Origin of the sequence: Mesorhizobium sp. YC-39 (assembly GCF_025753795.1) — a bacterium.
In the GTDB taxonomy this organism is placed as follows: domain Bacteria; phylum Pseudomonadota; class Alphaproteobacteria; order Rhizobiales; family Rhizobiaceae; genus Mesorhizobium.
Genome location: NZ_JAOWPS010000001.1, coordinates 1236238 through 1255830, shown reverse-complemented (window position 1 = coordinate 1255830; position 19593 = coordinate 1236238). Strand labels below are relative to the sequence as shown.

General features: G+C 61.8%; 21 protein-coding genes and 2 pseudogenes. 11 read left to right on the top strand and 12 right to left on the bottom strand.

What is annotated here, in order from left to right:
• Positions 1-15 precede the first annotated feature (15 nt).
• The gene (locus tag OHD62_RS05945; protein WP_318528582.1) at positions 16-798 is read right to left on the bottom strand and encodes a 3-hydroxybutyrate dehydrogenase; all 783 of its coding nucleotides are present in this window, start codon (positions 796-798) and stop codon (positions 16-18) included.
• Between the two features lie 271 nt (positions 799-1069).
• Here OHD62_RS05945 and OHD62_RS05940 point away from each other — a divergent pair, with 271 nt between their 5' ends.
• A complete protein-coding gene (locus OHD62_RS05940) occupies positions 1070-1981 on the top strand; it encodes a LysR family transcriptional regulator (protein ID WP_263781536.1) in 912 nt (303 codons plus the stop codon).
• 63 nt (positions 1982-2044) lie between these two features.
• Here OHD62_RS05940 and OHD62_RS05935 read toward each other — a convergent pair whose 3' ends face one another.
• From OHD62_RS05935 to OHD62_RS05920, 4 genes are all read right to left on the bottom strand, one after another.
• Complete coding sequence (locus OHD62_RS05935; RefSeq protein WP_263781535.1) at positions 2045-2509, bottom strand: DUF302 domain-containing protein; 465 nt, start codon at positions 2507-2509, stop codon at positions 2045-2047.
• A gap of 44 nt (positions 2510-2553) precedes the next feature.
• Positions 2554-3756 (bottom strand): MFS transporter, encoded by a 1203-nt coding sequence (locus tag OHD62_RS05930; RefSeq protein WP_263781534.1) that lies wholly within the window; start codon positions 3754-3756, stop codon positions 2554-2556.
• A gap of 93 nt (positions 3757-3849) precedes the next feature.
• A complete protein-coding gene (locus OHD62_RS05925; RefSeq protein WP_263781533.1) occupies positions 3850-4350 on the bottom strand; it encodes a cupin in 501 nt (166 codons plus the stop codon).
• 191 nt (positions 4351-4541) lie between these two features.
• Entirely contained in the window at positions 4542-5456 is a 915-nt protein-coding gene (locus OHD62_RS05920; RefSeq protein WP_263781532.1) for a LysR family transcriptional regulator, read from the bottom strand.
• Between OHD62_RS05920 and OHD62_RS05915 the strand changes: the two genes are divergently transcribed.
• The 5 genes from OHD62_RS05915 to OHD62_RS05895 all read left to right on the top strand — a co-directional run bounded on the left by OHD62_RS05915 (position 5449) and on the right by OHD62_RS05895 (position 9536).
• Positions 5449-6696 carry a patatin-like phospholipase family protein gene (locus tag OHD62_RS05915; RefSeq protein ID WP_263781531.1) on the top strand — a complete coding sequence of 416 codons (1248 nt, stop codon included), beginning with the start codon at positions 5449-5451 and terminating at the stop codon, positions 6694-6696. The two genes, OHD62_RS05920 and OHD62_RS05915, sit on opposite strands and share 8 nt — an antisense overlap.
• Positions 6697-6925: 229 nt before the next feature.
• Positions 6926-7195, top strand: coding sequence for a DUF2282 domain-containing protein (locus OHD62_RS05910; protein WP_263781530.1), 270 nt, complete (start codon positions 6926-6928; stop codon positions 7193-7195).
• A 118-nt stretch (positions 7196-7313) separates the two neighbouring features.
• Complete coding sequence (locus OHD62_RS05905) at positions 7314-8264, top strand: DUF692 domain-containing protein (protein ID WP_412177344.1); 951 nt, start codon at positions 7314-7316, stop codon at positions 8262-8264.
• Positions 8251-9036 carry a DNA-binding domain-containing protein gene (locus OHD62_RS05900; RefSeq protein ID WP_263781528.1) on the top strand — a complete coding sequence of 262 codons (786 nt, stop codon included), beginning with the start codon at positions 8251-8253 and terminating at the stop codon, positions 9034-9036. The genes OHD62_RS05905 and OHD62_RS05900 overlap by 14 nt, the downstream gene beginning before the upstream one ends.
• Before the next feature lie 11 nt (positions 9037-9047).
• A complete protein-coding gene (locus OHD62_RS05895; protein ID WP_263781527.1) occupies positions 9048-9536 on the top strand; it encodes a DoxX family protein in 489 nt (162 codons plus the stop codon).
• Positions 9537-9574: 38 nt separating this feature from the next.
• On the opposite strand, the pseudogene OHD62_RS05890 reads toward OHD62_RS05895, so the two are convergent.
• From OHD62_RS05890 to OHD62_RS05880, 3 genes and pseudogenes are all read right to left on the bottom strand, one after another.
• Positions 9575-10920: pseudogene (locus tag OHD62_RS05890) on the bottom strand (chloride channel protein).
• 190 nt (positions 10921-11110) lie between these two features.
• The gene (locus OHD62_RS05885; RefSeq protein WP_263781526.1) at positions 11111-11410 is read right to left on the bottom strand and encodes a hypothetical protein; all 300 of its coding nucleotides are present in this window, start codon (positions 11408-11410) and stop codon (positions 11111-11113) included.
• Between the two features lie 134 nt (positions 11411-11544).
• Complete coding sequence (locus OHD62_RS05880; protein ID WP_263781525.1) at positions 11545-12450, bottom strand: LysR family transcriptional regulator; 906 nt, start codon at positions 12448-12450, stop codon at positions 11545-11547.
• 172 nt (positions 12451-12622) lie between these two features.
• Between OHD62_RS05880 and OHD62_RS05875 the strand changes: the two genes are divergently transcribed.
• Positions 12623-13699, top strand: coding sequence for a class I SAM-dependent methyltransferase (locus tag OHD62_RS05875; RefSeq protein ID WP_263781524.1), 1077 nt, complete (start codon positions 12623-12625; stop codon positions 13697-13699).
• A 48-nt stretch (positions 13700-13747) separates the two neighbouring features.
• On the opposite strand, the gene OHD62_RS05870 is transcribed toward OHD62_RS05875, so the two are convergent.
• On the bottom strand, positions 13748-13891 hold the full coding sequence (locus tag OHD62_RS05870) for a hypothetical protein (RefSeq protein ID WP_263781523.1): 144 nt from the start codon (positions 13889-13891) through the stop codon (positions 13748-13750).
• A gap of 275 nt (positions 13892-14166) precedes the next feature.
• Here OHD62_RS05870 and OHD62_RS05865 point away from each other — a divergent pair, with 275 nt between their 5' ends.
• The 3 genes from OHD62_RS05865 (at position 14167) to OHD62_RS05855 (ending at position 17237) form a co-directional block, all read left to right on the top strand.
• Positions 14167-14805 (top strand): DUF1326 domain-containing protein, encoded by a 639-nt coding sequence (locus OHD62_RS05865; RefSeq protein ID WP_263781522.1) that lies wholly within the window; start codon positions 14167-14169, stop codon positions 14803-14805.
• 9 nt (positions 14806-14814) lie between these two features.
• Positions 14815-15678 (top strand): DUF2182 domain-containing protein, encoded by an 864-nt coding sequence (locus tag OHD62_RS05860; RefSeq protein ID WP_263781521.1) that lies wholly within the window; start codon positions 14815-14817, stop codon positions 15676-15678.
• 113 nt (positions 15679-15791) lie between these two features.
• On the top strand, positions 15792-17237 hold the full coding sequence (locus OHD62_RS05855; protein WP_263781520.1) for an adenylate/guanylate cyclase domain-containing protein: 1446 nt from the start codon (positions 15792-15794) through the stop codon (positions 17235-17237).
• Between the two features lie 329 nt (positions 17238-17566).
• Here OHD62_RS05855 and OHD62_RS05850 read toward each other — a convergent pair whose 3' ends face one another.
• Together OHD62_RS05850 and OHD62_RS05845 are read right to left on the bottom strand one after the other, a co-directional pair.
• A complete protein-coding gene (locus tag OHD62_RS05850) occupies positions 17567-17821 on the bottom strand; it encodes a hypothetical protein (RefSeq protein ID WP_263781519.1) in 255 nt (84 codons plus the stop codon).
• 136 nt (positions 17822-17957) lie between these two features.
• Positions 17958-18212: pseudogene (locus tag OHD62_RS05845) on the bottom strand (Ohr family peroxiredoxin); the annotation flags it as partial.
• Between OHD62_RS05845 and OHD62_RS05840 the strand changes: the two are divergent.
• The gene (locus OHD62_RS05840; protein WP_263782342.1) at positions 18136-18573 is read left to right on the top strand and encodes a hypothetical protein; all 438 of its coding nucleotides are present in this window, start codon (positions 18136-18138) and stop codon (positions 18571-18573) included. The pseudogene OHD62_RS05845 and the gene OHD62_RS05840 overlap by 77 nt on opposite strands.
• Positions 18574-18683: 110 nt before the next feature.
• On the opposite strand, the gene OHD62_RS05835 is transcribed toward OHD62_RS05840, so the two are convergent.
• Positions 18684-19586 (bottom strand): alpha/beta hydrolase, encoded by a 903-nt coding sequence (locus OHD62_RS05835; protein ID WP_263781518.1) that lies wholly within the window; start codon positions 19584-19586, stop codon positions 18684-18686.
• Positions 19587-19593: the final 7 nt, after the last annotated feature.

Genomic DNA, 19593 nt, shown 5'->3' with positions numbered 1-19593 from the left:
TCCTCGCTGCCGGTTTCAGTGGGCGGTCCAGCCGCCTTCGATCGGCATGATGGCGCCGGTGATCGAGGCCGCATCGTCCGAGGCCAAAAACACGCAGAGCGACGCAACCTGCTCGACCGTTACGAACTGCTTGGTCGGCTGTGCGGCCAAAAGCACATCCTTGATCACCTGCTGCTCGGTGATCCCGCGCGCCTTGGCCGTGTCCGGTATCTGCTTTTCGACCAGCGGGGTGAGCACGTAGCCGGGGCAAACCGCATTGACCGTAATGCCTTGTTCGGCGACTTCGAGCGCGACCGTCTTGGTAAGGCCTGCGACGCCGTGCTTGGCGGCGACGTAGGCGGATTTGTATGGCGAAGCGACGAGGGCGTGGGCCGAGGCGACATTGATGATGCGGCCCCATTTGCGTTCTTTCATCGCCTGCAGGGCGCGCCGGATCGTGTAGAAAGACGACATCAGATCGATCGCCACGACGGCCTCCCATTTCTCGATCGGAAAGTCGTCGATCGGCGCCACATGCTGGATGCCAGCATTGTTGACCAGGATGTCGATAGCCCCGAACTCGGCGATGGCCTTGTCCATCATGGCGGTGATCGCGCCGCCCTTGCTCATGTCCGCATTGTCGTAACGAATGGTCACTCCGTGGTCGGCGGCCAGTTTCGCCCGCAGGTGTTCGATCTCATCGGCATCGCCGAAGCCATTGAGAACGATGTTGCAGCCCTTGGCCGCGAAGGCTTCGGCAATGCCTTGGCCGATGCCGCTAGTCGAGCCTGTTATCAGAGCCGTCTTTCCTCTGAGCATCGTCATTTCCTTCTGTTGAGGCCGTGACCGAATTGACCAGCAAACGGCTGCGAGCACGGGCTTGCGCGCCCAGGTCTGAAATTCTGATCAAGTATGGCGAGCCGCCCAATGCAGCGGAAATGCCGTTGAGACATGGATTCGATAGCCGACGGTCTGACCGGTGCGGCGACGATGTCGCTCAGCAGGCCGGGTTGTTTGACGTAGGGGCAGCTAGTAAGATCGCACCGCAACACGGGTCGCGCCGTATGCCCGCCCGCCGAGGGGAGTTGCCGTGGAGATCAGCCAGGTCAGATATTTCTTGGCCGTTGCCAAGGAGCTGAATTTCACCAGGGCCGCCGAGCAGTGCAACGTCACCCAGCCGGCACTCTCGCGCGCCATAAAACTGCTCGAGGACGAATTCGGCGGGGCGCTTTTCCACCGCGAGCGCCGCTTCACCCATCTCACCGAGCTCGGACGCATGGTCGAGACCTATCTCGAAGGCGTCTTCGAGAACTCCCGCCAGGCCAAGCAGATTGCCGAGCAGTATGTGCATCTGAAGAAGACGCCGCTCAGGGTCGGTATCATGAGCACAATCGCTCCGGACGAGATCATAGAGCTGATAGCGGCCGTCCGTGGGCATCACCCCGGCGTGGAGCTTCACCTTTGCGATTCAGACGCCAAGAGCTTGCGGCGACGACTGCTCGAAGGCGACCTCGAGGCCGCCATCTATGCCTTGCCGTCGAACGTGCCCGATGAGGAAGTGCACTCACTTCCACTTTTTCAGGAGCAGATGGTGATGGCTGTCCATCTGAACCATCGCCTCGCCAACCAGCGCAGCGTGCGGGTGAAGGATATGAGCAATGAGAGCTACATCCACCGCAACAATTGTGAGTTTGCCGGCTACGCGGATGCCATTCTCGCCGAGCAGGGCGTCACCGTCAGCCCTGTCTACTGGAGCGATCGTGACGATTGGACACTCGCGATGATCGCCGCCGGGCTTGGCTTCGGTTTCATGCCCGAACATACCGCTAAGCACCCGGGCGTGGTGCCCTTGCCGATCACCGAGCCGGAATTCTGGCGCGAGGTCAATCTCGTCACCGTGCGCGGCCGCAGGCATTCGCCGGCAGTTGGCGCGCTGGTGCGCGAGGCCACACAGAAGAAGTGGTTCGGCGAGCGGGCAAAGGCACTATCCGCCGCCGAGTAGCATCGCTGCGCGAAACAACCCGCACCGCATGCCGAGCGGCAGAACTCCAGCCCATATCCGCACTCAGTTCTTCTTGATCGTCGAGGTCACGGACTGGATGACTTCGGTCGCCATTTTGAACTGGGCCTCGCGGTCGGCAATGCCATGGCGCTTGGCGATCCAGTCGAAGTCACTGTAAGCGGCATAAACCGCGCCATCCGCGGTCTGGTAGACCAGCACGCGCACCGGCCAGTCGAGACCGGCTTCGGGATTGGACGTGATGAAGGTCGTGCCAAGCGCGGGATTGCCGAACATTACCAGTCGCGACGGCCTGACATCGTTGCCCGCGTTGTTGCCAAGCTTTGCCTGGTCGATGACGCCGAAGAGCTTGATGCCCTTCTTGAGGACGTCCTTCTTGATGCGGGCGACGGTTTCCGCGACGGAATAGTCGCTCTTGACGGTGACGACACCATCCGAAGCGGCCGCCGGGGCGACGACAGCCATCAGCATAGCGGCGCCGGCAATCATGGTTTTCACGTAGCTGTTCATGTCAGTCTCCTTTGTTGGATTGCCTAGTTTTGATCTTTAAAGTCTCAGGTCTTTGGGGTTTGCAGCACGTGCGCCACCGCGATGGCGCAAGCGAGGACTGCGGCGAGCACAGCCACGCATGCGGTCCAGCCGATCCGGTCGTGGACCTGTCCGACGACGAAGCTGCCGACGAGCCCGCCCGCATAGTAGGAGGCGAGGTAGATGCCGCTGGCGGCGGCGCGGTCGCGCGACGCGGTCCGGCTGACATGGCCGGTGGCGATTGCCTGCGCCAGGAAGGTGCCGATGGCGACCAGCGCCATCCCGGTAAGCACCACCGGCAGGCTGCTCACCAGAAGCAGAATCAAACCCAGGATCGCCAGTGCGAGCGTTAAGCCGATCCCGATCCTTGGTCCGAGCCCCGTAGCAACCCGCCCGGCGAGCGGTGTGGTCAGCATGGATGGCAGAAAGACGAAATACACCAGTCCCAGCGCCATCGGCGACAGCGACAGTGGCGCGGCGACGAGTTGAAAGTTCACATAGGTGAAGGTGCCGATGAAGACGAAGAGGATCAGGAAGCCGACGGTGAAACAGGCGCGCAGCTCGGCGTTTTTCACAAGGCCCTTCCAGGCGGCGCGGGCAGGCTCGCTCTTGGCGTCAGCGCGCATCATTGCCGAGGTCTTCTGCAAGGTGAGCCAGACGAGGGCCGCGCCAATCAGATTGAGGGCCGCGAACGTCAGGAAGTTGGTGGAGATGCCAAACGTGTCGGCGACGGCAGCCGACATCAGCCGTCCGAAGAAGTTGCTGGCGACATTGCCGGTCACATAGGCAGCAAGTGCACTGGTCGTCTGCCGCGCGGAAAAGTGTTCGGCCAGATAGGCCATTGTCAGCGTGAATGCAGTCGACATGCACAGGCCTTGGGCGACTCGCAGCAGGGCAAAGATCACGATGCTGTCGGTGAGCGACAAGAACGTCGTCGGTATCGCCAGCATCGCAAGGCTGATCCAGATGCCATTGCGCCGATCGATGCCGCGCCCGAAGAGAGCGACCGCGATCCCAGCCGCCGCCATGCCGAACGTGCTGGCATTGACCGCGAAACCCATGGTCGCTCGACTGACGCCGAATTTTGTCACCAGCGAAGGCAGGATGGCCTGGGTGGCGAACAGATCGACAAGCGTGAGAAACGCGATCAGCGCTATCAGGCCGAAGCGCCAGCTGTCCGCGGCAACCATGCGAAGCCGCGTCGGTTCGGTGTGTTCGCTTGTCGTCATGGCAGGGAGCTCCCGTTGCGCACGTCCCCGGGCGATCACCCGAGGACGTGCTTTCAGATGCCGGTCATGAAAAGATCGCTGTAGAGTGGAGGATCACATCATGTGATCGTCGTGCATCGCAGGCGGCAGAACGTCGGCCGAATACAGCACAGCCGGAACCTTGCCGTTGTTCTTCCACCAATGGGCAAGCTGGCCAAATTCGGCTGTTACGTCGCCGGCCGGATGTTCGATGCCGACCTTGCAGGTGCTGCGATATTCGGTGATTGAGCCTTCGACGATCAGAATGTTGGCCGGGCGGACATTGTGCTCATGCCACGGCACGACGCCGCCGGGCTGAACGACGAGCTTGCGCAGGCGCAGCATGTTGCCTTTCCAGGCCTCGCCCTTGCTGCTCAGGTCGATCGCGGAGAGAACCGTGTCGACGACGCCGACCGGCTTGCTGGGATGTTCCTGGATGTCGGTCGTCGCGGCTTGGCCGGCAGGGCAGTCGCCGGCGAAAACCGGGGCCACAGAAAACGCAGCGGTCGCGGTAAGCAGTCCGAGTGTCAGCGCCAGATTCAGCGGCGCCCGCAATGCAAAAGTCTTGGAAGCCATGTTATTTCTCCTTTGTCAGTGCCCAATCGCATAGGCGGGGCATGAGTGGAGAGTGACGGCAGCCTAAAAGAAAGAGAAATGCTGACTGGCTCTTAAATCGATACCTGAAAATTATCATCGGCTGTCGCGAGTGCACCAAAAGGCGCACGACAGGACTTGTAGCGCGCCGCCACCATTTCTACAGTCTTTCTTCAGGCTGCCGTCTTGCGGAGCGCCTGAGGGATGGCGCTCTCCGGCCAGCCATGCGCCTTGACGCTGTTGACGAAGGCAGATGTCGCCGGCGAGAACCTGCGCCCGGCCACGACCACTAGAGAGACTTCCCGCCAGACTTCTGGGTCGATGACCGGCCTGACCTGCAAGCCCGGGATCACCGCGCTGAACTCCGGGATGAAGCAGATCCCTAGACCCCCGGAAACCATGTTCTGGATCCAGTCCTCGCGCTCGCTGGCGTAGGAGATCCTGAGCTTCACACCTCGATCTGTGCACAGACCCGCGAGGTGATCGCGATACTCGCAATTGAGCCGCCTGAGATAATTTTCACCATCGAGTTCGGAGATGGCCACGTTGTCATTGCGGGCCAGCCGATGGCCATTCGGGAACGCCAGGACGAAGCGCTCGCGGTAGAGCGGCGTGACATCGAACCGTTCCGGAAAACTGTTGCTGGACGCCATGATGGCGACGTCGATTTCACCGGATTCGAGCAGTTGCGAAAGCGAGGCGGGCACACCTTCCACAAGCTGCAATTGGATACCTTGCTGGCGCCTGTTGAAATCGGCCAGCAGGCCGGTGAAGCGGCGCGGTCCGATGGTGCACATGACGCCAACCTTGAGGTTGGCATTTTCCAGGCACAAGAATCTCGAGGCCTCCTGCCGCACTCCGGTCAATTCGTCGAGAATCTGCTGAAACCGAGGGCGCAGCAGCGCGCCTAGGTCGGTCAGGTGAGTCAGGTTTCGCTCGCGGCGAAACAGCAGGCCGCCGACCTCGTCCTCGAGCTGCTGGATCGCGCGCGACAGCGCCGGCTGGGTGACATTGCACCTTTCGCCGGCGCGCGTGAAGTTTCGCGTCTCGCACACGGCTAGGAAGTAGCGGATGTGATGAATGTCCATGCCGATTTGTCCCGAATTGCAAACGAGGCTTTTCGTAGCTTCGGAGCCTGCCGCAAAGCTTGTCTCGACGCCAATGCACTGCCGCTATGAAGTCGATAGCGGTCCGTCATGGCGTATTGAGAACGCGCGGCACGCCTCGTGTGCAGGAGGTGGTTCATCATATATCTCCTGGTTCCAGGCCGCGGTTCTGGCGACGGTGCGAAAGCAAGCGACACGCATCGCCTGGCCTAATCGGGCGAAGGATGCTGCGCGCGAATACTGTCAGCCAATGCAATCTGCCTATGGACTTCATGCCAGCTTGGCATTTCGTTCAAAGAAGAGGATGCGGCAGTCTCTCCACAAGTCGCCCTGCCGGCGAACTTGGGATGGAGATCAAGAGATGCACGCCCAGTTCGAGACGTATACTGACAAGGCCATCATTTCCGGGACCAGTTACCGACCGGAAGACCGCCAGTCCGTCGAGATTCTCGTTTCAACCGACGCACATGGCGCTTTCGTCTGGGGCGTGCTCGACCGGCTGCTGGACGAGCCGAACTGCACCTTCAACGCAGTCACCGCGTCCGGCTTTGGAGCGGTTGAAGCGGCGGTCTTTGCCTATGGCCTGGGACTCGGCGGCCGGCGCGGGGCGCGGACTGCACTCGCCAATTTCTGGCGGCGCGTCAGCCACGCCTCAATTTTCGTCATCGACAGAGCCAACCTCCTTCGATCGATACTGGAACAGTCAATCGAAATCGAGCAAATCCGCGACGAACGCTGCCCGGTGAAACTCGGCGTCCTGGCCGTTAGCGCCCGCACCGACGCCGTGAAGATTTTCACCGGTGAACAGTTGTCGATCAACGCGATCGTGGCGGCAGCCACTGTCCCCTTCCTCTCCTCGCCTATCGAAATCGACGGCGATACCTATTGGGGTGATGGCGAGCTCTCGCAGTCGCCGCCGGTTCGATCAACCGAAGCCCGCCATCGCCTGATCATCGCCGGCAGGCCTTCGGTGTTCGCGACGCCATGTCCGGATCGCAGCTTCGCAGCGAACCACTGCGCGACCAAATGCGCGCCAGTTCACACCATATTTGACAGTCGACATCATGCCGGGGCTCCGCTGCTTATGAGGCCCTGGATCGACTGGGGTGAGTTGACCGACATGCGCGACAGAGGGCGGCAGCGTGCAGCAGACTGGCTTGCGGCCGACCCTCTCCGCACTGATGAACTCCCGGCCATCAACTGCGAAAACCGATACGTCTAGGCGCCTCCCTCCGCCTAGCCGCGCCTGCTTCGCATACTCCCGAACGCAGGCGCCAAGCCCTCCGTGCCCCCGCCGGAGGGCTTTTTGCGTGCGGCCTCTTCAACATAGTGGCCGCGTATCAAATCCATGCCGAGACAGCATTTCAGCTCGGCATTCGGATCGGGGACACTGCTTGCAGACAGGTCGCAAGGCCAGTCTTTCCCTTGAAACGCAACCAGGAGATACGACTGTGATCAACACCAAGACCCTCATCGGATCGGCCCTCGCCACCGCCACTTCGCTCGCCGCCACAGCGGCCTATAGTGGCCCCGCCGCCCAGCCCAGTTTCTCGTTCGAGAAATGCTACGGCGTGGTCAAGGCCGGCCAGAACGACTGTCAGACCGCGACGCATTCCTGTGCCGGCACGGCCACAGCCGACAACCAGCCTGATTCCTGGCTCTACGTGCCCGCCGGCAGCTGCGCCAAGATTGCCGGCGGCAGCGACAAGCCGAAAGCCTGAACCATCCAGACTTAGAGCCAACCCTCTAGAAAGGAGCAGACCGATGTCCCGTGCGTTTCAGCCCCTCGCGATCCCCGCATCAGCGGGCATCGGTCTTCGCTCGCCTCACATCAGAGAAATGCTGACGCGAAGACCTTCCGCCGGCTGGCTCGAGGTTCATGCCGAGAACTACATGGGGGACGGCCCCAGCACCGAGGCGCTGGAACGGCTGCGCCAGATCTATCCGCTATCGGTGCATGGCGTTGGCTTGTCGTTGGGCAGTGCTAGAGGAGTTGACCGTGATCATCTGGAGCGACTGCGCAGGGTTTGTGAGCGCTTCCAGCCCGATCTGGTTTCCGAGCATCTCGCCTGGAGTGTCGCGGACGGTGCCTATCTGAACGATCTGCTGCCGCTACGCTATGACGAAGAGGCGCTGGGGATCGTGGCACGCAATGTCGCGGCGGTCCAGGACACGCTGAAGCGGCAGGTGCTGATCGAAAATCTGTCTGCTTATGTCGCCTTTGCGGACTCCTCGATGAACGAGGCCGAATTCCTGGCCGAGCTCGTAGCACGGACCGGCTGCGGTCTGCTGCTGGACGTCAACAACGTCCAGGTCTCGGCGCACAATTTGCAATATGACGCCAAAGCCTTCGTCGATGCGCTGCCAGCCGCGGCAATCGGCGAGATCCATCTTGCCGGTCACGCAACCAATCAGGTCGGAGCCGACACTGTGCTCATCGACGATCATGGCTCGCGCGTGCCGCCTGTCGTCTGGGCGCTCTATCAGCATGCCATAAGCCGGCTCGGACCGCGTCCCACGCTGATCGAATGGGACACCGATGTCCCGGTTCTCGATGTGCTCCTTGGCGAAGCCATGTGGGCCGACATGCTCACCGCTTCGATCATATTCAACCGCAAGCAGGCTGCGAGACAAGCCGAGGCAGCCAAACCCCGACCGATGTCCCTCACCCCCTTCGAAAGCGTGGGGACCAGCATGCCAGTGCTAGCAGCATTCGCTGCCGCCAAGGCCGGAGCAGCCATACCGGTAGCGTTGACGCCAATGGAAGGAGGATACGATGTTGCCGCTTGAAAACCTGCAGACCACCATTGCGCGCTCGGTGCTTGCCATGGAACCAATGGTCTCCGCGAAAACGCTGACCGCCGGCAAAGCCGATCCACTGGCCCGCCTGCGCATCTACCAAAACAACACGCGCAGTTCGCTCACCGCGGCGCTGATGGCGGTGTTTCCCGTCACCGTCCGGCTGATAGACGAACGCTTCTTCCGTTACGTGGCGAGCGAGTTCATTCGAAGCCATCCGCCGGTTGAATCGCGTCTTTCGCGCTATGGGGCCGGCTTCCCGCGCTACCTGAAGACGATCGACACGCTGTCCGACATGCCGATCGTCGCCGAAACGGCGCGGCTCGAATGGACCATAGCGGAGGCGCTCGATACAGCTTCGCTGCCGCCCCGCAGCCTCGCAGAATACGACAACACCGACCTTGGGCTGTCGCCGGATATCCTGCTCCAGCCCTCACTGCGACTGATCGTCTCGCACTGGTCGATCCTGTCGGTATGGATGGCGCATCAACAGGAGACGGTGGTCGACGAAAACATCACCTGGACAAGACGCCCCGAGCGCGTGGCGTTGTGGCGATCGGGGAACTACGTGCGGCTTTTTCTGCTCGACCGCGCGAGCTTCGCCTTCTGGCATTCGCTGAAGCACGGTTTTGGCCTCGAGCATGCCACTGGCCGGGCCTTGGCGCTCGACCCGGCCTTCGACCTAGTTTCAGCCCTTGTGCGTCTGTTCCGCGACAGGCTCGTCACCAACGTGCGGGTCGCCGCGAATTCCCCCTTAAACTGACGGAGACAGTCATGACCGCAATATCGGAGCAATCCTTGTCCAACCCGGCCGCCTTTGTCGGCCTCTACAAGCGTATTATCAGGCAACCCGAACACATTCCGTTTTCTCTGATCCAGTCCGCCGCACGTGTCGCGGTCGCACATGTCTTCTGGCAATCAGCGCAGTCGAAGCTGGCATCCTGGCCGGTGACGCTGCAGCTGTTCGCCAACGAATACAATCTGCCGCTCATCGATCCATCGATCGCGGCGCCTTTGGCGACGGCAGCCGAACTTACGGGCTCGGTCCTAATCTTCCTTGGACTGTTCTCACGCCTTGCGGCCCTCATGTTGCTCGGCGTCGTCTCTGTCATCCAGATCTTCGTCTATCCGGAAAACTGGGCAGAGCACCTGCTGTGGGCGTCGCTGTTGCTGCTTGTGCTGACGCGCGGGGCTGGCGTCCTCTCGCTTGATCGTCTGGCTGAACGCCTCTTCGACCGCGGGAGCGCCGGTTCAGAACGTTAGAAGCCGCGTGCTTCTGCGGCCGACCTTCCCAGCAGCGGCTACGAGCCCGCTAGGGCATCAACGCCTGCTCTGCGTCGTCGGATCGCCTCGGCGATGAACACACGCGAGAGTGCATGGTAAAGCGGCTCGCGCGAAACCAGTCGCGCCGTGCCATAGCCCAGCATCGCCGCGCACATCAGCGCAATGACATTGTCGTGGTTGCCGGTCATTTCGAGGATGATGACGAAGGCCGTCATCGGAGCCTGGACAACGCCGGCAAAATAGCCGGCCATTCCAAGCAGCGCAGCGGTGCCAGTGGCGGCGCTGAGGATTAGGCCAAGTGTGCTGCCAAGGCCGGCTCCTACGGCCAGCGATGGCGCGAAGATGCCGCCCGGAATGCCCGAAACCATCGAAAGGAGGCCAGCCGCGAATTTCTCAGCTGAGAAGAATGCCGGCAGCGGCATGCCTTCGATGGCTCCGCGCGCCTGCGCATAGCCGGTGCCGAAGGTGAGGCCATTCGAGGCTATCCCGATGGCGGCCACCGCCAGCCCGCAAATGCTTGCCACAACCAGTGTGCGCCAGAGCGGCTGCAACGCGTTCCAGCGCCGGATGCGGCGCAACGCCTTCAGCGCCAGCAGCGAAAACATCGCCCCCACGCCGCCGCCGATGATGCCGCAGGCAAGCACCAGCGGCCAGTCGCTGGCAAAGGCCACTGTTTCTTTGGCTACGCCGAAGTAAGTGTAGTTTCCGACCAGGCCCAACGAGGCGAGTCCGGCGAGGCCATTAACACCAGCCCATTGGTGCGGGATTCATAGGCGCGGCCCATCTCCTCGATAGCGAAGACAATGCCGGCAAGCGGTGTGTTGAAGGCCGCCGCTATGCCGGCCGCCGACCCGGCCAGGATCAGCCCGCGCGCCTGCGCTACGCCGCCCCAGCGCGCGACCTGCAGCATCAAGGAGGCGCCGACCTGCACTGTCGGTCCCTCCCGGCCAATCGAGGCCCCGCAGCCGAGACCGATGACGGTGAGCGCGATCTTGCCCACCATCAGCCGCAACGACAGGATGTGGCTGCGGTCATCGTCATCGCGCAGATGGCGCGCGGCGATAGCCTGCGGAATTCCGCTGCCCTGCGAGCGTGGAAAGAAGGAATGCGCAAGCCAGGCGCAAAGAACGAAGCCGAGCGGCGTCATGACCAGCGGCAGGTAAAAGCGCCAGCCGCCACCGCTGCCGATGACGGTATGGAACAGCGCCTGAGCCTGGTCGGCAAGCACGGCGAACAGCACGCTGATCAGTCCGATCGAAATGGCGCCTGCCCAAAAGACAATACGCGGCTGCCACACGCGTCGCGAAACCCACATCGCCTGCGAGCGCCGCAGCATCGGATGTCGTCGCGATTTACGTGCCATGCTGGATCCCTTGGTAATAGACCCGGCCTAACACACCCACCAAGCCGATCAACCTTGCTAAGCAGTAGCTAGGGCTGGCGAGGATCAGCAACCAGCGTAGTGACATGATTTCGATAGCGCAGGATCGATGGGACATCCAGCTGGCGCGCGGGCCGGCGGGATGGAAGCATTGACTGGGCGCGATGACTCCTCACATCGCCATTTTTTCACACTCGGCCTGGGCCTTCTTGGTCGATGTATCGACCATGTAGGTTTTGCCCTTGGCGTCGGTCATCATCATCATGCAATGCTTGATCGGCTTGGCCATTTTCATCATTTCGGCGCTCATCTTGGCGTCCGGCATCATGGTGCCCATATGCCCATCGGGCATGACGGCTGTCACTTGCCCGCCCTTCATCATGGACATCGTGCCCATTGTGTCTTCGGCAAATGCCTGCGAGGCGCAAAGAGTGGCAATGCTGACGGCGACAAAGATCTTGAACGAATACATTCGGAATACTCCCATTTTTTGAGGGGCACAGTTGCCCCATTCGAGGCTTCGCTGGAAATTAGGGTCAGTTACGTCGACACGAAGATGTGATCGTATGGCGCCTGTTTGCTGACGCTGAAGGCGGGACTGTGGACTTAAAGACCAGTCGATTCCGCTGTCATCGGTATGTGCCAGTCATACTCCATCACCGCCTTAGCAAATGCGGAGATGGCGGGCGAAGGCAGGCGATCCGCGACGGAGACCAGTGACACCTCGCGCACGATCTCTGGGTCGACGACCAGCCTGTGGCAGACGCCCGGCTGGCTGGCGGAGAATTCCGCGATGAAGCAGACGCCCATTCCCGCGGCTACCATAGCCAGGATCCAGTCCTCACGCTCGCTGCGATAGGCGCTCTTGATCTCGAAGCCGAGGTTTTGGCAGAGCTCGTCTATATGGTTGCCGTATTCACAGTTGATGCGCTCGAGATAGGGCTCGCTGCGCACGTCCGCGAGTTGTAGCGTGTTGCGCGTCTCGAATGGATGCCCTGTTGAAAAGGCAAGCCCGAAGCGCTCCGCATAGACCGGCTCCGCCTTCAACCGGTGGTCGAAGGGCTCGGGCCGTGCCAACAGCGCAATGTCCAGCTTGCCCTTCAGCAGAAGATCGGTGAGGTGGTCGGCGGCGCCCTCAATCACGGTCACCTCAATGCCCGGAAAGCGCTCGCGAAACGCGTTGAGGAAACCGATAAAGCGCAGCGGGCCGATGGTGCACATCACGCCCAGCGTCACCGGCGCTGTCTCAAGCGACAGGAAGTTTCTGGCGGTGCGTTTGGCGTGCTCCGAACGCTGCGCGATCTCGTCGAGGTGGCTTCGCATCAGCCTGCCGAAATCGCTTAGTTGGACATGGCTCTTGTCGCGATGGAAGAGCAGGCCGCCGAGTTCCGCTTCCAGCTTCTGTATGGCGCGGGTGAGCGCAGGCTGAGTGATATGCACCAGGTCCGCCGCCTGGCGAAAGTTGAGCGTCTGGCAGGCGGCCAGAAAATAACGAATTTCGTGCATTTCCATGACACATCCCCGCTGATGCCCGGCTTGCATCGCCGCAATCAGAACTCGGCATTATCGGCAGGTGCTATCCTTAGGTAAACTTTCTCCGCTGTCCATGGCGAGCCCATCCCGGCGGCGGGATCAGGCGTGCAGCCTTGGGCCGATATTTGGGATCGGGCCGGAGGAAAAGCCGATGCTGGAGCGCAACAAGGACAAGCAGCCCGACCAGGAAAAGCTGGAGGCCCTGCTGGGAAAGATGGTCGGCGATCTCGGTGCCATCACCACGGGGGCGGCCGTGCTGCTGGGAGACAGGCTCGGGCTGTTCTCGGCGATGAGCGAGGGCGGCAAGATGACCGCCGGGCAGCTTGCCGCAAACACCGGCACGCAGGAGCGGCTGGTCCGCGAATGGCTTTCGGCGCAGGCGGCCGCCGGCTATGTCGAATACGACGAGGCCAGCGACAGCTTCTACCTCAGCCCCGAGCAGGAACAGGTCTTCGTCAACGAGGACAGCCCCGCCTTCATGGCCGGCGCCTTCGAGGTCGTCTCGACGCTATGGCTTGACGAAGAAAAGGTGCGGCAGGCGTTTCGCACCGGCAAAGGGCTTGGCTGGCACGATCACAGCGCCTGCCTGTTTCGCGGCACGGAACGGTTCTTCCGCCCGGGCTACAACGCCAATCTGATCGGCTCCTGGCTGCCGGCGCTCGATGGCGTGGCCGAGAAGCTCGAGCAGGGCATAGACGTCGCCGACGTCGGCTGCGGCCACGGCGCCTCGACCGTGCTCATGGCCAAGGCATTTCCGAATTCGCGCTTCACCGGCTTCGACTATCATGCCCCATCAGTCGAACGGGCGCGCGCCGCAGCCAGAGAGGCCGGCGTCGCCGGCAACACCCGCTTCGAAGTGGCGGCGGCCAAGGACTTTCCGGGCACCTACGATCTCGTCGCCTTCTTCGACTGCCTGCATGACATGGGCGATCCGGAGGGTGCTGCCAGGCATGTGCACAAGGCGCTGAAGCCGGACGGCACCTGGATGATCGTCGAACCCTTCGCTCACGACAAGCTTTCAGCGAACCTCAATCCGGTTGGCCGCATCTATTACGCCGCCTCGACCTTCATCTGCACACCTGCCTCGCTGTCGCAGGAGGTTGGCCTCGGGCTCGGCGCCCAGGCGGGCGAGACCAGGCTGCGCAAGGTGGTTATCGGCGGCGGCTTCCGCCGCTTCCGCCGCGCCACCGAGACGCCGTTCAACATGGTTCTGGAGGCTCGCCCGTAGCCTGGTCAATCATCAATTTCCCTTTGGATTGGAGGAAGGCATGACCGCTTAAATGTCGTTCGGTTTCGCACCAAGCCCGGCAAGGAACAGGCATTCATCGGCGCGCGTAAGAAGGCGACGCTCGACGTCAAGGGCTTCCGCAAAGCCTCGCTCGTCAGGACCGGCGACCGAACTTTCTGCGTCGTCGGACATGGACAGTCTCGCCGCGGCCCCAGATGATCGGCCTTCTCGATACGATGCGCGATATGCTGGAGCATCTCGGCGGCGACCTCGGGATGACTGATCCCGTCTCCGGCACGTCCGTCGTCGAGATCCGGACCTGAAGCGGCCCAGCTGCAGGTTTGGTGTGCACCGCTCGGGCACCAGTGTGGGAGCCAGTCCATCAAAGTCAGCGGGGCGACGCACGAACTGCTGGAGCGCGACCAGTCTTCGACGTATAAGTAGACCCAATCTCCGGAGGATGAGCCATGAATGTAGTGCCTCAATGGCGGCTCGCAGGCGACTGGTTCGACATCTGCAGCTGCGACATCCCTTGCCCTTGCGAGTTCGCCCAGCGGCCAACGGGCAATCATTGCCAGGGCGTGCTCGCCTGGCATATGCGTGAGGGTCAGTATGGCGGCGTGAAGCTCGACGACCTGACGCTGGTGGCGCTCGGCGAGTTCGAAGGCAATCTATGGGCTGGCGAGGCAAAGGCCGTGATGGGCATGTATCTCGACGAGAAGGCGGATGAGCAGCAGCGCGAAGCCCTGCAGGTGATCTTCGGCGGCCACGCCGGCGGCTGGCCGGCGGGCTTTGCCGCTAATATCGGCGAGATGCGCGGCATTGAGTTCGTGCCAATCACTTTCGAGGTGGCGGGCGACCTGGCCACCTGGCGAGTCGAAATTCCTGGCCTGGTCGTTGGGCGCGCCGAGGCACTTTCCGGTCCCACCACACTACCTGGCAAGCGGGTGCAGACGATCAACCCGCCGGGTTCGGAGGTCGGCCCGGGCCAGGTTGCCACCTGGGGGCGTTCTGTCGAGGTGAGCACCAGAGGGTTCGGGCTCGACTGGACTGGCACGGCCCGCTCGAGCAAGCACATTCCGTTCGACTGGACCGGCCCGAACTAGGGCGTGACGATGGCTGAGGCGTTCCCCGGGAAATCGCGGCGGTTCACCCGGAATTTGCGCGGCATCCCGCTCGGTCTACTCGCATCGCTCGTCGGGCTTACCGCAGCGGCGTGGACGCTCACCCTCTACCAGACCTTCAGCATGGATATGCCCATGGGCATTGCCGTGCGCGGCGGTATGGAGGGTATGGAAGGCATGGCAGGCATGGCGATGGCCGGAATTGCCGCCGACGACTGGTCATTTGCCGGCGCCGCCGCTTTTCTCGCTGTGTGGACTGTGATGATGGCGGCCATGATGCTCCCAGCTGCGGCGCCCATGATATTTATGTTCGCGGCGGCGCAGGCTAGGCGCGAACAGCATGTGGCCATCCCGACGTGGACCTTCGTCGCGGGCTATCTGCTCGTTTGGGCAGCGGTGGGCCTTGTCGTATATGTCTTGGTCCAGCTCGGCAGCGACGTTGCAACGAGCCTCGATCCACCCCAGCGTTCGAAATGGGCACCGCTCGCACTAGGCGCCACGCTTGGCGTCGCCGGGCTCTACCAATTCACGACCCTCAAGCACATTTGCCTCAGCCATTGCCGTTCGCCGCTCGCTTTCGTTGTGCAGCACTGGCGCGACGGGCGTGTTGGCGCGCTCGAGATGGGGCTACGCCACGGTCTCTATTGCTTTGGCTGCTGCTGGGCGCTGTTTGCCGTGCTGGTCGCGACCGGCGTCATGAGCGTCGCCTGGATGCTGCTTTTGACGCTGCTCGTCTTCGTCGAGAAGCTGCTGCCCCGTGGCCGCCGCTTCGAAGGTAGTTTGGGCGTTGCTTTGGTGGCCCTCGGGATCGTTGTATCGCTAGGGGCGATCGATATGCCTTGGATGGGCGGCTAGACGAGCAGGAGCATAAGCATCTCTGCTGTGCCGGCAGACACTTTCGACGGCAATCCATTCGCATCGCGCTGGTTTTTTAGTAGGCTGTCGCGCGGCAAGGTTGAGGGTCCGGCGTGACGGTAGTCGACGATCGTCTTCTCGAAAGCAGGATGACCAAGGTGGAGCAGGCTCGAGCCTGGAGCCCACGCGTCATCTCGAAATTCGAGACGCTGATCAGAAGCGGCGACGACCACGCACTGTATCGGGTTAATCCGCTGAGCTTTGCTCGCGAACGCGCAATCGCCGAGCCTGAAGCAATAGACCTCTTCCTTCATGCCGCCCGCTGCGGCCTGTTCGACATGAGCTGGGATGTGCTGTGTCCCCAGTCCGGGATGGTGCTCGATAGTTTCGGCGCCCTGCGCACGCTCAAGACCCACTATGTCTGTGGCTTGTGCGATGTATCGGGCGACACCGACTTGGACGACTTCATCGAGGTCACCTTCTCGGTATCGCCGAAATTACGGCGCCTGCCGCACCACGATCCCGAGTCGCTCCCTGTCGAGGATTTTCACTGGAAGCTCCACTTCGGACATGACGGGCGGCTACCGGGGCAAGACGTTCGCTTTCTTGACATTCTGCGCGGCTTCGTTCGTGGCATGACGTTTCTGCCGCCCGGCACCGCCACAGTGCTCCGGGCCGACCTGGGTCCGGGCGCCCTTTCGGGCGTCAACGTGCAGACGCAGGCTGCATTCGCCGTGCCAATATCAGGTGATCCGGTGTCGGCACCGACAGTTCTGAAGATCGACTATGACGGCAAACGCTTCCTGCCGGCATTACCCGCCGTTCCACCCGGGCCGATCGTCATAGAGGTGGCGAATAGGGGGCCAGTGCGAGGTTCGTTGCTTGCCATCAACTGGCCGCCCGAGCTTGTCGCGTTGACCACCAAGCCTGCCCTCGATTTCGACCCCTATGTTTCCGGTGGGGCGCTGCTTGCGCGGCAAACCTTCCGCCAGCTCTTCCGGTCCGAACGCGTCGACGAGAAGGAGGGGCTCGGCATCCGGCAGATCACCTTCCTGTTTACGGACCTCAAGGGTTCGACCGCCCTGTATGAGCGCCTTGGTGACCTCAACGCCTATGCTTTGGTCCGCGAGCATTTCGCTCTGGTCAACGCGGCGGTTCAGCAACATTGCGGTGCGGTGGTCAAGACGATTGGCGATGCGGTGATGGCTGTATTCTCGCAGCCGTCAGATGCGATTTCGGCTGCACTCCACATCTTTGAAGAAATCGATCGCTTCAACGGCGACCATGACGGGCCGGGGATCATTCTCAAGATCGGCGCCCATTGTGGACCATCGATCGCCGTAACGCTCAACGACAACCTCGACTATTTCGGTCAGACCGTGAATGTCGCCGCACGCGTGCAGTCCCTGGCAAAAGCCGGACAGATCTGCATTTCCGAAGCGCTCTATTCCGCTGCTGGGGTCAGCGACATGCTTGCCGGCCATCGCGTCGAGGCTTTTGACGCGCCTCTTCGAGGTGTGGAGGGTGATGCAACTGTCTATCGCATTATGCGGGGATAGACACGATTGCGTGCCAACTCCCAAGGATCTGCTCGACCAATTTTGAGTAGATTCAAATCGCGGGCCTTGCGCTGAACAACCATTGCATTCGGCCGGTTTCGAACGTTCGCAACATCATGGCTCATCAACGATTTCGAGCACCTACGGGGCACATTCATGACTGACCGATGCCGGCCTGCTCGCCTGGAGGCTGGGGGAGGAGCGGCCCGGGGAGTCTCTGGGCCGGCATCGGTCACCGTCGGCACTATGTTGCCGGCGGGAGCTGCGAGTAGCTTGATGGGTACCGTTTGCCCACCATCGTCGTCAAACTACGCGGCGCCGTGAACGACTTACTGCATTCCGCGAAGGGCATTCACGTCGGCGCAGAACTCGGCGTAGGGTTTGCTCATCGCCGCGTCGTTGCGCATGGGCTTTGGCTTGGCCATGAAGGCCGCATTGAACTCGGGCATGGGCTTCAGGGTCTTCATCGACGCATCGGTGTAAAATGGTGCGAGGTTGTCTACGACATCGAGCGCGCCGGCAACTGCCGTTCTACCGAGAGCGCAGACGGCAAAGGCACCGAGACAGATCGCTTTGATATTCATGGTTTAGTCCTTCTCCTGGGTTGCACAGCTGTCCCATCGATAGCTGCTGGTAATTGTTCAGATTGATCGGAGATCGGCCGCAGCCGTGCCAACCGAAGCCGGCGTTGCTGCGAGACTGTTGGTGAGGCCAGGCCTCAACCACGGTGATGATGACGTCGATGTTTCCTCGCGTGGCCTTGGAGTACGGGCACGTCTGATGAGCCGCATCCGCCAGGGCTTGGGCAACGTCGCGCTCCAATCCTGGCAGGCTCACATTGAGGCGAGCCTGAAGGGAATAGGAGCCATTCTCCAGGCAAAGATCCACCTCGGCATCGATGGCCAGATCCGCAGGAAGAGCGACCTTCATCTTGCGGGCAGCAATTCCCATTGCTCCCTCGAAGCATGCCGACCAGGCTGGGTCCATTCTGTTCTTCTACAAGGGGGCCTCGAAGGAATTGCCATCCCAAGCCATGACAGCCATTGGGGTTCTTGAAAGCGTGGAGCAGGCCAGATCAACCCGCGACCTGATGCAGCTTACGGGCGGTCGTTCTGTCTACAGCGAAGAAGAGCTGGCCGCATGGAAAGCAACACCGGAGGCCCCGGTGAAGGTGATCAATTACTTGCTTGTCGCCTATATCGATCCGCCGATAAATATCAACGAGCTACGTGCTCTCGGAGTGGTGAAGCGCAACCCGCAACAGTCGATCTATGCACTAAGTAGCGACCTGCTACGGTGCTTGGTCAACCGGGCAAATCTCGGGTTCGATACGTAGTTGGGCATAGCCGGACTGGCTGCGTCGAACGCCGTGCTACCCCCGAGTGCAATCCGCCTCTGGGCACCATTTTCCAAAACTTTCCAAGCCTTCCCTGCGCCTTCAGCAAATCATCGCGACACGCCTTTGGCCGGAACGCTGGCGGGCGCCTTTCTCCTCACCGCAAATGCCGCCTGCACAGCACGGTTGACCGTGACCGGCAGGATCGACATGTGATTTTCGCCGGCATGCAGCTCGAAGCCGGCGCTCAGGCCGGGGATGGCGTTGAGACGCTCCGCCATCTGCTGCGCGAATTCGTCGGTGCGTGTCACCTTCTTCTGCTCGAGGCGTTTTGCCTCGTCCTCGGCACCAACCTGAAACGGCGCGAGCTTTTCGGTCTCGTATTCGCCGGCCGACAGGATCACGTTGGCCCGCAAGCCATCCGGCACCTCGAACGCTTCCAGGAAGCGGTCTATGGCGCGGTCCTCCCAGTAGATGGCGGGGCTGGCCGCAATCCAGGTCCGGAAGGCGAGCGGGCGCGTGAACAGGGCGTAGAGCGCGAAGAGACCGCCGAAAGAATGGCCGTAGAGCGCCTGCCGGCCGGTGTCGATCCTGGCGCGGCCCGCTACCCAGGGCTTCAATTCGTCCTCGATGAAGGCAAGGAATTTTTCCGCCCCGCCGGTCCTGACGTCCGGGCCGCCGTCATGGAAGGGCGGATAGGTCTTGCCCGGTGGCGGGCCGAGATCCCAGGAGCGCCTGAGCGGATCATAGGCGCCGGCGACGGGATAGCCGATGGCGACGATGACGCCCCAGCCGACATTTGTGCCCGAGGGATAGAAGGCCTGCGCACGCATGGCGTCCACCGCAGTGCCGATCACGGCATTGCCGTCGGTCATGTAGAGCACCGGCCAGCCGGCCTCGGGTGCCGGCCCCGGCGGCACATACAGGAAGACCCGCCAGGGTTCGCCGCCTTCGGCGGAAGCAAAATCGTGGATCGTGGTGTCGGCGATCAGCGCCGTCATCGACTTGGACATGGATATC